Raw genomic sequence first — 12,923 nt, forward strand, 5'->3', positions numbered from 1 at the left:
AAATGAACAGCCGTGAAATGCTCGAGCTCGTTGACGTGCTCGCCCGTGAAAAGAACGTTGAGAAGAACATCGTCTTCGGCGTTCTCGAAATCGCCCTCGCGAGCGCCATCAAGCGCGCCCGCTTCCCCGGCGAGGATGCCGACATCCTCGTGCGCGTCGACCAGGCCACCGGTGAGTTCACCGCCGTGCGCCGCTGGATCGTCGTGCCCGACGAGCAGGGTCTGCAGGAGCCGGACCGCGAGGAGATGTACTCCGACATTCATGACGACTATCCGGAGCTCGAGCCCGGCGACTACGTCGAGCGCCCCGTCGAGAACGTCGACATCGACTCGGCCGGCCGCCGCTTCGCCCAGGACGCCAAGCAGGTGATCCTGCAGCGCCTGCGCGACGCCGAGCGCGAGCAGATCCTCGCCGAGTTCCTCGCGAAGAAGGAGTCGATCGTCACGGGCACGATCAAGCGCATGGACAAGGGCGACGCGATCGTCGAGATCGAGCGCCTCGAGGCGCGTCTCCCGCGCAACCAGATGATCCCGCGCGAGAACAAGCGCACGGGCGACCGCGTCCGCGCCTACGTCGACCACGTCGGCGACACGCCGAAGGGCCGCACGGTGATCCTCTCGCGCACCAGCCCCGAATTCATGAAGAAGCTCTTCGAGCTCGAGGTTCCCGAGATCGAGGAAGGCATCATCGAGATCAAGGCCGTCGCCCGCGACCCGGGCTCGCGCGCCAAGATCGCCGTCACCTCGCGTGACCAGCGAGTCGACCCGATCGGCACCTGCATCGGCATGCGCGGCTCGCGCGTCTCCGCCGTCACGCAGGAGCTCTCCGGCGAGCGCATCGACATCGTCGTCTGGAACGCCGATCCCGCGCAGTTCGTCGTGGGCGCGCTCGAGCCCGCCAAGGTCCGTTCGATCGTGATGCTCGAGGACACCCACACGATGGAGGTCGTCGTTGACGAGGACAACCTCGCCATCGCGATCGGCCGCGGCGGCCAGAACGTCCGCCTGGCCTCCGAGCTCACCGGCTGGCAGATCAACATCCTCACCCAGGCCGAGGCGAGCGAGAAGCGCGACCAGGAGGTCTCGAAGATCCGCGAGGACTTCATGCAGAGCCTCGACATCGATGACGCCGCCGCCAACGTCCTCATCAGCGAGGGCTTCTCCTCGATCGAGGAAATCGCCTACGTGCCCGAGAAGGAGCTCTTCGCGATCGACGCCTTCGATCAGGAGACGATCGAGGAGCTCCGTCTGCGCGCCCGCAACAAGCTCCTCGCCGACGCCATCACGCGCGAGGAGAACCTCCGCAAGGCCGATCCGAAGCTCCTCGAGCTCGAGGGCATGACGAACGACCTCGCCAACAAGCTCGTGAGCCACGGCGTGAAGACGCTCGATGACCTGGGCGACCTCGCCACCGAGGAAGCCGTCGAGATGACGGGCCTCGACGAGGCCGAGGCGAGCAAGCTCATCATGAACGCGCGCGCCCACTGGTTCAGCGAAGGCGAGGAGGCCGGCGAGGCCGCCAAGGACGAATCCCAGTCCAAGTGACGCTCCCGCGGGAGCATTCCAGCAACCCAACAGATTTCCCGCGCGGATGCGGCGGGGCCCTCCTTCGGGGGAGTGAGAGATATCTCCTCCCCGAGGGAGAAAAGCAAGAAGAAATGCGGGCCCTCGGGCCGCATCCGAAAGGAGTGAAGATATATGACGAGTATGACGGTCAAGGAATTCGCACAGGAACTCAAGGTTTCCGTGAAGACCCTCATTGGACAGCTCCGCGCCGCCGGCGTTGACAAGTCCGCCGAGACGGACATGCTGTCGGACGCCGACAAGAGCCGGCTGCTTGACAGCCTGCGCATCGAGCGCACCAACTCGAGCCAGCGCAAGATCACGGTCACCCGCAAGGAGAAGAGCGTGATCCGGCAGAGCGACTCCTCGGGCAAGGCCCACACCATTCAGGTCGAGGTCCGCCGCAAGCGCGTCTTCATGAAGAACCCGCAGCTTCAGGCCGAGGAGCAGGCGAAGATCGAGGCGGAGGCCCAGGCCCTCGCCGAACGCCGCGCCGCCGAGGAGAAGGCCCGCCTTGAGCGCGAGGAGGCCGAGCGCCGTGCCGCCGCCGAGCGTGCCGAGGCTGCCCGCCGCGCCGCCGAGGAAGCGAAGGCCCGCGAGGAGGCCGCGAAGAAGAGCGCTGACGAAGCCGCTCTCAAGGCCGCCCGCCGCGAGGCCGAGAAGGCCAAGCTCGACGCCGAGGTCGCCCAGGCCACCGCCGCCCGCATGGAGGCCGAGGCCAAGGAGAAGGAAGCCGAGGCGAAGCGCCGCGAGGAGGCCCGCAAGAAGGCCCAGGAAGAGGCGCGCCGCATCCGCGAGATGATGAGCCGCAAGGCCGGTGTCCTCACCGCCAAGAAGCCGCCGAAGGAAGAGAAGCCCAAGGCCGAGGAGAAGCGCGAGGAGAAGAAGCCTGCCGAGAAAAAGGCCGGCGACAAGTCCTCCGAGAAGTCCGTGCAGCGCCGTCCCGGCGCCCAGCGTCCGGCGGCCCAGCCCGCCGGCGGCTCGGGCGACAAGCGCGGCGGCGCCCACGGCGACAAGAAGGGCGGCCGTAGCGGCCGCTCGGGCGGCGACTGGAGCGACGAGGATCGCAAGGGCCGCGGTTTGAAGACCCGCGGCGGCGTCGAGGAGGAGGGTTCCTCCTCCGGATGGCGCACCGCGCGCGGCCGTCGCAGCCAGGACCGTCACCGTCAGGACGCTCCGGTGCAGCAGCCGACCGAACCCGTGGTGCGCGAGGTGCAGGTTCCCGAGACCATCTCGGTCGCTGACCTCGCCCACAAGATGAGCGTCAAGGCCACCGAAGTGATCAAGACCCTCATGCTCATGGGCCAGATGGTCACGATCAACCAGATGCTCGACCAGGACACCGCGATGCTCGTCGTCGAGGAAATGGGCCACAAGGCGATCGCCGCCAAGGCGGACGATCCGGAGGCCTATCTCGGCGAACTCGAGGAGAAGCAGGAGTTCCCCGCCAAGCCCCGTCCCCCGGTCGTCACGATCATGGGTCACGTCGACCACGGCAAGACCTCGCTCCTTGACTACATCCGCCGCGCCAAGGTCGCCGCGGGTGAAGCGGGCGGCATCACGCAGCACATCGGTGCGTACCACGTGAAGACGCCGCGCGGCATCATCACCTTCCTCGACACCCCGGGTCACGAGGCCTTCACGGCCATGCGCGCCCGCGGTGCGCAGGCCACCGACATCGTGATTCTGGTGGTCGCGGCCGACGACGGCGTGATGCCCCAGACGCAGGAGGCCATCTCGCATTCCCGCGCCGCCGGCGTTCCGCTCGTCGTCGCGATCAACAAGATCGACAAGCCCGAGGCGAACCCCGAGCGCGTGAAGCAGGAGCTCGTCACCGCGGGCGTGATCCCCGAGGAGTACGGCGGAGACGTTCCGTTCATCTGCGTGTCCGCGAAGAGCGGCCAGGGCGTCGACGAACTTCTCGAGAACGTGCTGCTCCAGGCCGAGATGCTTGACCTCAAGGCCCCGGACGAAGGTCCCGCCAAGGGTCTCGTCATCGAATCGCGCCTTGACAAGGGCCGCGGCCCGGTCGCCTCGATCCTCGTTCAGGCCGGCACCCTCCACCGCGGCGACGTGGTGCTCGTGGGCGCTGAGTTCGGCCGCGTCCGCGCGATGCTCAATGAACTCGGCAAGTCCCAGAACACCGCCGGTCCCTCGATCCCCGTCGAGATCCAGGGTCTCTCTGGCGTTCCGCAGGCCGGCGACGAGGTGCTCGTCCTCGCCGACGAAAGGAAGGCGCGCGAAATCGCCCTCTTCCGTCAGGGCAAGTACCGCGACGTCAAGCTCGCCAAGCAGCACGCCACCAACCTCGCCAACCTCTTCGCCGACGTGGGCGAGGGCGAGGCGAAGACGCTGCCGCTCATCATCAAGGCCGACGTCCAGGGCTCGCAGGAGGCGCTCATCCACGCGCTCACCCAGCTCTCGAACGCCGAGGTCCGCGTGAGCGTCGTGCACGCCGCCGTGGGCGGCATCTCCGAGAGCGACGTGAACCTCGCGACCGCCTCGAAGGGCGTCATCATCGGCTTCAACGTCCGCGCGGATGCGCAGGCGAGGAAGCTCGCCGAGAACGAAGGCGTGGACATCCGCTACTACAACATCATCTACGACGCCGTGGACGATGTGAAGGCGGCTCTGTCCGGCATGCTCTCGCCCGAGCGCCGCGAGACCTCGCTCGGCCTCGTGGAGATCCGCCAGATCATCCGCGTGCCGAAGGTGGGCAACATCGCCGGCTGCCGCGTGCTCGAGGGTCTCGTGCGCCGCAGCGCCCAGGTGCGTCTGCTGCGCGAGAACGTCGTCGTGTGGACGGGCGAGCTCGCCTCGCTCAAGCACTTCAAGGACGACGTGCGCGAGATCAAGGCCGACAACGAGTGCGGCCTCTCGCTCAAGGGCTACGAGGACATCAAGGTGGGCGACCAGCTTGAGGTCTTCGAGGTGACCGAGGTCGCCCGCACGCTCTGATGAAGCGCCGCTCCCGCGGTCCCTCCTGAGGGAACCGCGGGAGAAGCGAATCCGGTGAAGGGGAATCGATTCGAACTCCTTTCACCGGTTCCTCCGCCCGGGGAAGATGTCTGATGCTTTTAAAGAAGAAAAGAGCATCCGGCGTCCGCTCCGGGCGAACCGATTTCACTGCCTGATACTGAATTCATTCATGAGAAACGCCAAACCCGGACGCGCCCAGCGCATCGGTGACCAGATCATCCGCGACCTCTCCGAGATCATCCCGAAGGAGGTCCGTGACCCCCGCGTGGGTCTCGTGACGCTCACGGGCTGCGAGGTGACGCCTGACTACGCGCACGCGAAGGTCTACTTCACCGTCCTCGGCAGCGAACCCGAGGCAAGTGCCGCGGGCCTGAACGCCGCCGCTGGGATGCTGCGCAACCACCTCTTCCGCCGTCTGCGCATCCACACCGTGCCGACGCTCCACTTCGAGATCGACACGAGCGTCGTGCGCGGCTTCGAGATGGACGCGCTCATCAAGCGCGCGATCGCCGAGACCGAGTCGACCGAGAAGAAGGACTGAGAGAACCGCCATGGCGAGCAAAAAAGGCGATTCGATCCACGGGGTGCTGCTCCTTGACAAGCCGCAGGGGCTCTCCTCGAACACGGCCGTGCAGATTGCGCGCCGCATCGTGAACGCCCGCAAGGCTGGTCACACGGGCACGCTTGACCCGATGGCGACGGGGCTTCTGCCCGTCTGCTTCGGTGACGCGACGAAGTTCTCCGCGGACCTTCTCAACGCCGACAAGGGCTACGAAGCCCGCGTGCGGCTCGGGATCGAGACCGACACGGGCGACGCGGAGGGCGAGGTGATCGCCACGCACCCCGTCGAGGGCATCACGATGGAGAAAATCGAGGCGGCCGCCCGCGGGTTCCTCGGAACCATCACCCAGGTCCCGCCCATGCACTCGGCGCTGAAGCGCGACGGCGTCGCGCTCTACAAGCTCGCCCGCAGGGGCGAGACCGTCGAGCGCACCCCGCGCGAGGTGAGGATCCTCGAGCTCGAGGTCTCGGACTTCGACGGCGACTCCTTCACGATGAAGTGCCTCGTCTCGAAGGGCACCTACATCCGCGTGCTCGCCGAGGACATCGGCCGGGCGCTCGGTGTCGGGGCGCACCTGACGGCCCTGCGCCGCACCCGCGTGGGGCACCTCACGCTCGACGGGGCCCTGACGCTTGAAAACCTCCGCGAGACAGGCACGGCGGAGGCGGCGCGCGTTAAACTCACGCCCGCTGACACGCTCATCACCACGCTCCCGCGCACGGATCTTTCCGAAGCGGATGAAAAGCGCTTTCTCCTCGGACAGCGCCTGGCACTCGGCCTGAAGCTGCGCGGACGTGTCCGCGTCTACGGCCCCGTGACGGGGCTCCTCGGCACGGCGGTCGTGAACGACCGCGGCGTGCTCGGGCCCGAGCGCCTCATCGAGCACTGAATTTTTTTCTTTCCCCCAGAGACTGAACAATCAAAATGACACGAGCTATTCGCAACATAGCCATCATTGCGCACGTTGACCACGGCAAGACCACCATGGTGGACCGCCTGCTGCAGTGCGCCGGCACCTTCCGTGAGAACCAGCAGGTCGAGGAACGCGTGATGGACTCCAACGCCATCGAACGCGAGCGCGGCATCACGATTCTCGCGAAGAACTGCGCGGTTGAGTACGAGGGCGTGCATATCAACATCATCGACACCCCGGGCCACGCCGACTTCGGCGGCGAGGTGGAGCGCGTGCTGTCGATGGTCGACGGCGTGCTGCTGCTCGTGGACGCGGTCGAGGGCCCGATGCCCCAGACGCGCTTCGTCACGCGCAAGGCCCTCGCCCAGGGTCTGAAGCCCATCGTCGTCATCAACAAGATCGACCGCCCGGGCGCCCGTCCGGACTGGGTCCTGAACCAGACCTTCGACCTCTTCGACAAGCTCGGCGCCACCGAGGACCAGCTCGACTTCCCCGTCATCTACGCCTCGGCCCTGAACGGCTTCGCCGGCTACACGGATGACGTCGAGGAACTGCGCAAGATCGGCAACATGCGCGCGGTCTTCGACACCGTCATCAAGTACGTCCCGGTCCGCGACGACAATCCCGACGGCCCGCTGATGCTCCAGATCTGCTCGCTCGACTACTCGACCTACGTGGGCAAGATCGGCGTGGGCCGCGTGCACCGCGGCCGCATCTACCCGAACACCGAAGTGGCGATCATGAACGGCCCGGATGACACGCCGCGCCGCGCGAAGATCAACCAGATTCTCGAGTTCGAGGGCCTGCAGAGGAAGGAGGTCGAGGAGGCCCAGGCCGGCGACATCATCCTCGTCACCGGCATCGAGGAACTCGACATCGGCACGACGATCACCGACAAGGACGAGCCCGAGGCTCTGCCGATGCTGAAGGTCGACGAGCCGACGCTGACGATGAACTTCCAGGTGAACACGTCGCCGCTCGCCGGCCGCGAGGGCAAGTTCGTCACCTCCCGCCAGATCCGCGAGCGTCTCGAGCGTGAGCTCAAGTCCAACGTCGCCATGCGCATGCGCCCGACTGCCGACGAGACGGTCTGGGAGATCGCCGGCCGCGGCGAGCTCCACCTCACGATTCTTCTCGAGAACATGCGTCGCGAGGGCTATGAACTCGCCGTCTCGCGTCCGCGCGTGCTGCTCAAGGAAGTCGACGGCGTCAAGCTCGAGCCGTACGAACTCCTCACGGTCGACGTCGAGGAGGAGCATCAGGGCGCCGTCATGGAGGAGCTCGGCCGCCGCAAGGGCGACCTGCAGGACATGGCTCCGGACGGCAAGGGCCGTGTGCGCCTTGAGTACCGCATCCCGGCCCGCGGCCTGATCGGCTTCCAGAGCATGTTCATGACGATGTGCCGCGGCACGGGCATCATGAGCCACGTCTTCGACGACTACGGTCCCATCAAGACCGGCGACGTCGGCGAGCGCCGCTCGGGCGTCATCATCTCGCAGGACGACGGCGAGGCCGTGGCCTACGCCCTCTGGAAGATCCAGGAGCGCGGCCGCCTCTTCGTCAACCCAGGCGACAAGCTCTACGAGGGCATGATCATCGGCGAGCACTCCCGCGAGAACGACATCGTCGTGAACCCGATCCGCGGCAAGCAGCTCACCAACATCCGCGCCTCCGGCTCGGACGAGGCGATCCGCCTCGTGCCCCCGGTGAAGCTCACGCTTGAGAGCGCCGTCGAGTTCATCAACGACGACGAGCTCGTTGAGATCACCCCGAAGACGATCCGTCTGCGCAAGCGCTACCTCAAGGACTTCGAGCGCAAGCGCGCCGCCCGCGCCGAGGAGAAGCAGTTTGGCGAATAAGCGCTCGCGCGCGGCCGCCGCGGCACCGGTCCGCTGCCCCTGCGGCAGCGGTCTCGCGGCGACGGCCTGCTGCCTGCGCTTCTTCCCCGACGGAGACGCGCCCTTCGGGGCTCCCACACCCGAGGCACTGATGCGGAGCCGCTTCACGGCCTACGCCACGGGGCGCGACGACTACGTCACCGGAACCTGGGCCGCAGAGACGCGGCCCGCCGAGCTCTTCGCCCCGGGCGAGCCGAGGCCGAAGTGGCTCAGGCTCACCGTTTCCTCGAGCAGCGTCTCCGAGGACGGGAAGACGGGCGAGGTGACCTTCACCGCGCTCGGCCGCACTAACCGCGGCGCCTTCCGCATGACCGAGCACTCGCGCTTCCGCCGTGAGGCGGACGGCCGCTGGGTCTACCTGGACGGCGACCTCGAGGAGGAAGGCTGAAGAAGCCCTCCGATTCACCGGAACCGCTTCCAGGACGAGCGCCCGACCTCACCGGCCAGGGCGCTCTTTCTTTGCCCTTCGCAAAACCTTTCCGAACCATCCATCTCTCTGACATGTCCGACACCATCAGCACGCAGAACGCGGTCTCTCCCTGGCGCTTCACCGTCGCCCCGATGCTCGACTGGACGGACCGGCACTGCCGGTTCTTCGACCGGCTGCTCACGCGGCACGCTCGGCTCTACACCGAGATGGTGACGACGGGCGCGATCCGCTACGGCAACCGCGACGCGCTCCTCGGGTTCTCGCCCTGCGAGCACCCGGTGGCGCTGCAGCTGGGCGGCTCCGACCCGGCGGACCTCGCCTTCTCGATTGAGGTCGCCGAGGGCTACGGCTACGACGAGTACAACCTCAACTGCGGCTGCCCCTCGCCGCGTGTGCAGAAGGGAAGCTTCGGCGCCTGCCTCATGCTCGACGCGAAGCTCGTCGCCGACTGCGTGCGCGCGATGAGAGGGGCTACGGACAAGCCCGTCACCGTGAAGCACCGCATCGGCGTCGACGACCGCGACGACTACGCGTTCGTGCGCGACTTCGTGGGCGAGGTGAGGGAGGCGGGCTGCCGCGTCTTCATCGTGCACGCGAGGAGCGCTTGGCTCAAGGGCCTCTCGCCTAAGGAGAACCGCGAGGTTCCGCCGCTGAAGCGCGAGGTGGCCTACGAGCTTAAGAAAGATTTCCCGGACTGCACCTTTGTGCTCAACGGCGGCATCGCCGACCTCGGGCTCTCGCGCGAGCTGATCGACGCCGGCATGGACGGCGTGATGATCGGCCGCGCGGCGTACCAGAACCCCTGGATGCTCACGGGCGTGGACGGGGCGCTCTTCGATGACCCGATGGAGGTGACGCGCCTCTCCGTGATCGAGGCCGTCACCGAGGAGGTCCGCACGCACTGGGCGGGCGACGAGCATGCGCTGCGCGCCTTTTCGCGGCACCTGAACGGCCTCTGCCAGGGACTGCCCGGCGCGCGCGCCTGGCGCCGCACGCTCGCCGACCCGAAGGCGATCCGCGAGCAGGGCCCGGAGCTCTTCCACTACGCCTGGAGGCAGGCTTTCGGGGATGGGTTCAGCGAAGAGGACGCCGCCGAGGAGCGCTGATCTCTTCGTCCGGGACGTTACTGCGACCAAATTTTGCGAGTCGAAAGCGCGTTTTCACCATTTTTGCGAGTCCGCACCGGATTTTGCGAGGGGGAGACGCGCTTTTCACTTGTTTTGCGAGTCAGGGAGTGTCAAAACGCGTCAGGGAGAGTCAGGAAGCGACAGAGAAGTTAGGGTGGAGACAGGGGAAGTGTCAGAGCCGGAATGCTGATATCCCTAGGCAGTGAGCGGCGGTATGCTTGAAATTCGGACAGCGCATGCGGGATGCCGCCACGGTCGGATCCCCTGCAGCGGATTTTTCCCCATCTCTCACAGAGCCTCTCCGCCATGACTGACGCTAATTCCTCGAAGAACATTGCATGGTCCCGCGACTTCACGGGCATCGAGAACCTCCCGACCGACAAGCCTGAGGAACTCAGGAAGGTCAAGGCTGGCAACGGCACGGTCCGACTCGTGCGCCGCATCCGCCGGGTGAGGAAAGGGAAGGTTTCCTACGAGCAGGTAACGATCGGTCGCATCATTGACAACGCCTTCATGCCCGAGGCGGACTATCAGGCAAGTCGCAGCCGCGAGGCCGTGCTCACCGAGGTCCCCGCCGCCGAGACGCCCGCTGCGGCGCAGGAGCCGCAGGAATCGCCCGAGGTCGAGGGCGTGGCCATGGGCGTCGCTCCGATTCTGCTCGCCGTCGCCGAGAACTCCGGCATCCGCAGTGATCTCACGGCCGTCTTCGGCGAGAGTCTCGCGAGTTTCATCCTGCAGGCGGCGATCTACATCAACAACCGCGCGGCCGACCAGGAGTCGAAGGACCGCACGGTGATGGGTGCCTGGGTGATGCCCGAGGACGTGACGACCTCCGCGCTCATCTGGATCGGCGCGGACGCGGGCTCGATCCGCCGCTACTTCGATGCGCGAAAGGCGAGGGCCGCGAAGGCCCCCGTCTGGCAGCAGTGCTTCGTGCGCGTGCCCTGGATCAACGATGACGATTCGTTCGGCTGCTCGCTGCTCCTCTCCGGCGACCGCCATGACGTCCTCGACTTCCGCCTCACCGGCGCCGCCGGGAACCTGAGGATTCTCGCGGGGTGGCTCGCCGCCGCGCAAAAGACGGGCCGGCACCTCGTCGCCCGCATCCCGGCCGAGGCCGAGTGGGCGCAGAAGCGCTTCATCGAGAACCGCGCCGCGATCGAGGACATCCGCAGCACGTGCCCCGGGAACCGCGCCGTCTCGATGTGCTCGCTCCCGGTGAAGCTTGACGAGAAGGAGGCCCCTGCGGCCTGGCTTCACGTCTGCACGGAGCGCAGCAGGGCCGCCGCCGTGCAGGCCAAGTTCCTTGACGGTCTTGACCGCTATGTCTTGGCGCGCAAGAGAGGTATCGAGGTGAGCAAGGCCGAGAGGAAGCTCTATGAGCGGTTCCTGATTGATACCGCCAAGGGCTTCGGCTACGACTGGGAGAAGCTCGGCGAGTGCCTTGCCCCGATGGGGAGCGACCTCCTCGTGAGTTCCTGGAAGTGCCCGCCTGCGGAGGTGTTTGACCGCGCGCCCGCTCTCAATGCGGTGAGCGAGCGTCTCTGGGGAGACGGCGGCAGACCCGAGAAGGATCCCTTCCGGGCGATCGACGGCAACACGCTTCTCGCGCGTGCGTTGATCTGCTCGGTGGCGCTGAGCCTCACCGGCGAGCTTGACTGGCGCTACAGAAGCCATTCTTGTGTAGCTGATGACTGAGATGTCGAGTTCACGGTTCAGACAGTCAGTGTCGGAAGTCATACTAAATTTTGCGAGTGGTATGATGGATATTCACTAACTTTGCGAGAAAAAATTCGAAATTCATCAAGAATGCGAGTTCTTTCGACAGAATCTGACGCACCTGCCATCTGAACTTAGAAAGTGTGGAAACGGTCGCTTCAGTAATTATTTTGGTTGGGAATAATTTAATTTACAGGCGATTTATGTTATGTTGTGCGGGTATGCGAATCTCATAGAGCAGTTTGATATCAAAACTATTCCTCTGCGTGTTAAGGCTGTCGCCTCTTCTGCGGTCAATAAGAAACTGAGACAATCGAACCAGTTGATTGTGCCTGAGAGAATGGCTCCGCCGGCAAATTCTCCTTTTGATCACGTTTTATTTGCAATGAAGCATGAGGGAGTTAATCTTGCTGTTCTCTCGGAAGTACTGCCGAAAATTAATAAAGAAGAATTGTTGGCTGCTCTTTATGAAATGCCTAGTTCGGCAATGCTTCATAAAATTTCCTTTTTATGGGAGTATTTTACCAAGGATACTATTGATTTTAATTGCCCGAACAAGGGTTATTCCACTCTTTTTGATGGTGAAAAATATATAACAGGTCCGATAGAGAAAAATCAGAAGTGGAAGGTTGCATACAATGGTATTGGGCCGCTGTCATACTGTCCAACTGTGGAAAAGACAGATTTAATTAAGCAAGGACTGGAGAAAAATATCCTCGCATTAACAAAAAAGTTGTTTGATGAAATTGGATCGGAATATTTGGATAGAGCGTTGAATTGGGCTTATCTCAGTGAGACGAAGGGAACTTATGATTTGGAGCGCGAAAATGTTGGAGGAGACAAGGCAAAGAATTTTATGAAATTATTGAGACACGTTAAGGACGCATGCTCCATTAATGAAAGCTATTTATGTGATTTGCAAAATGAGATAGTAAATAATCAATTCAATCATGCATTTGCGTTTCGGTCGGAACAGAACTGGCTTGCCCAGGGAGGTTCGCCAAGTGCTTTGTCGGTTACATATATTCCGCCATCTCCAGAAGTTATATGTGATTTGATGGATGGCTATATGAAAATGATAAATGGCTGGAACGGATTTGTTGATCCTGTTATTTCTGCGGCCATTGCTTCTTTTGGTTTTGTTTATCTTCATCCCTTTATGGATGGAAATGGTAGATTAAGTAGATTTTTGATCCATCATCAATTGAGTAAATCTGATTTAATCGGGGATGGTGTTATTCTTCCTATATCTGTTGCTTTGAAGAAAAGGGAAAGTGAATATTTGGAGGCACTGAAAGCTTTCTCGGCTCCGGCTAGAGATCTATGGGATGCTGTTTTTTCAGGGGGCGATCCTTTGTATGATTTTACGTTCTATGGGACGGATTCTGTATATAGGTATTGGGATGCGACGACCCAGGTGGAATTTTTCTTTGATATAGCTGAACACGCTTTGAATGTTCATTTGAGAGAGGAAGTGGAGTACTTGTTGCGTTTTGATGAAATTGAAAGAATTGTGAATGATAGATTTGATATAAGAAATAATGATCGCATGTTGCTTATTTCAGTCGCAATGGAACGGAATGGAGAATTGTCAAAAAATATTCGTAGAAAATTTTCAGAGAGGGTGCCACCAGAAGTTTTTGATTTTATTGAGATGGAAACAAAAAAGGTACTTGGGGCCACGGCGAACGCAAACTACATCGATTTCTCTCTTTCTTGAGACACCTTAGACA

Annotated in this window: 9 protein-coding genes; all 9 read left to right on the top strand. The window is 62.9% G+C overall.

Annotation, left to right across the window (positions count from 1 at the left end):
- Nucleotides 1-2 precede the first annotated feature (2 nt).
- The 9 genes from nusA (at nt 3) to Q4F91_RS03655 (ending at nt 12,910) form a co-directional block, all read left to right on the top strand.
- Nucleotides 3-1,544, top strand: a complete 1,542-nt coding sequence (nusA, locus tag Q4F91_RS03615) for a transcription termination factor NusA (protein WP_303334643.1) — start codon at nt 3-5, stop codon at nt 1,542-1,544.
- Nucleotides 1,545-1,697: 153 nt separating this feature from the next.
- Nucleotides 1,698-4,520 carry a translation initiation factor IF-2 gene (infB, locus tag Q4F91_RS03620; protein ID WP_303334645.1) on the top strand — a complete coding sequence of 941 codons (2,823 nt, stop codon included), beginning with the start codon at nt 1,698-1,700 and terminating at the stop codon, nt 4,518-4,520.
- 190 nt (nt 4,521-4,710) lie between these two features.
- Complete coding sequence (gene rbfA / locus Q4F91_RS03625) at nt 4,711-5,082, top strand: 30S ribosome-binding factor RbfA (RefSeq protein WP_303334647.1); 372 nt, start codon at nt 4,711-4,713, stop codon at nt 5,080-5,082.
- Nucleotides 5,083-5,092: 10 nt separating this feature from the next.
- The gene (gene truB / locus Q4F91_RS03630) at nt 5,093-5,992 is read left to right on the top strand and encodes a tRNA pseudouridine(55) synthase TruB (RefSeq protein ID WP_303334649.1); all 900 of its coding nucleotides are present in this window, start codon (nt 5,093-5,095) and stop codon (nt 5,990-5,992) included.
- A gap of 35 nt (nt 5,993-6,027) precedes the next feature.
- Nucleotides 6,028-7,875 (top strand): translational GTPase TypA, encoded by a 1,848-nt coding sequence (gene typA, locus Q4F91_RS03635; protein WP_303334651.1) that lies wholly within the window; start codon nt 6,028-6,030, stop codon nt 7,873-7,875.
- On the top strand, nt 7,865-8,302 hold the full coding sequence (locus Q4F91_RS03640; RefSeq protein ID WP_303334653.1) for a YchJ family protein: 438 nt from the start codon (nt 7,865-7,867) through the stop codon (nt 8,300-8,302). Before typA ends, Q4F91_RS03640 begins: the two co-directional genes overlap by 11 nt.
- Before the next feature lie 113 nt (nt 8,303-8,415).
- A complete protein-coding gene (dusA, locus tag Q4F91_RS03645) occupies nt 8,416-9,450 on the top strand; it encodes a tRNA dihydrouridine(20/20a) synthase DusA (protein ID WP_303334655.1) in 1,035 nt (344 codons plus the stop codon).
- Nucleotides 9,451-9,777: 327 nt separating this feature from the next.
- Nucleotides 9,778-11,169, top strand: a complete 1,392-nt coding sequence (locus Q4F91_RS03650; protein WP_303334656.1) for a hypothetical protein — start codon at nt 9,778-9,780, stop codon at nt 11,167-11,169.
- A 229-nt stretch (nt 11,170-11,398) separates the two neighbouring features.
- Nucleotides 11,399-12,910: a Fic family protein gene (locus Q4F91_RS03655; protein WP_303334658.1), complete on the top strand. Its 1,512-nt coding sequence runs from the start codon at nt 11,399-11,401 to the stop codon at nt 12,908-12,910.
- Nucleotides 12,911-12,923: the final 13 nt, after the last annotated feature.

It is taken from the genome of Sutterella sp. (genome assembly GCF_030539355.1).
In the GTDB taxonomy this organism is placed as follows: Bacteria; Pseudomonadota; Gammaproteobacteria; order Burkholderiales; family Burkholderiaceae_F; genus Sutterella.

What these genes read in the sequence shown, in the direction of transcription:
- dusA (WP_303334655.1), top strand. Translation starts at nt 8,416, where the DNA reads ATGTCCGACACCATCAGCACGCAGAACGCGGTCTCTCCCTGGCGCTTC.
- nusA (WP_303334643.1), top strand. Translation starts at nt 3, where the DNA reads ATGAACAGCCGTGAAATGCTCGAGCTCGTTGACGTGCTCGCCCGTGAA.
- Q4F91_RS03650 (WP_303334656.1), top strand. Translation starts at nt 9,778, where the DNA reads ATGACTGACGCTAATTCCTCGAAGAACATTGCATGGTCCCGCGACTTC.
- infB (WP_303334645.1), top strand. Translation starts at nt 1,698, where the DNA reads ATGACGAGTATGACGGTCAAGGAATTCGCACAGGAACTCAAGGTTTCC.
- rbfA (WP_303334647.1), top strand. Translation starts at nt 4,711, where the DNA reads ATGAGAAACGCCAAACCCGGACGCGCCCAGCGCATCGGTGACCAGATC.
- Q4F91_RS03655 (WP_303334658.1), top strand. Translation starts at nt 11,399, where the DNA reads ATGTTGTGCGGGTATGCGAATCTCATAGAGCAGTTTGATATCAAAACT.
- truB (WP_303334649.1), top strand. Translation starts at nt 5,093, where the DNA reads ATGGCGAGCAAAAAAGGCGATTCGATCCACGGGGTGCTGCTCCTTGAC.
- typA (WP_303334651.1), top strand. Translation starts at nt 6,028, where the DNA reads ATGACACGAGCTATTCGCAACATAGCCATCATTGCGCACGTTGACCAC.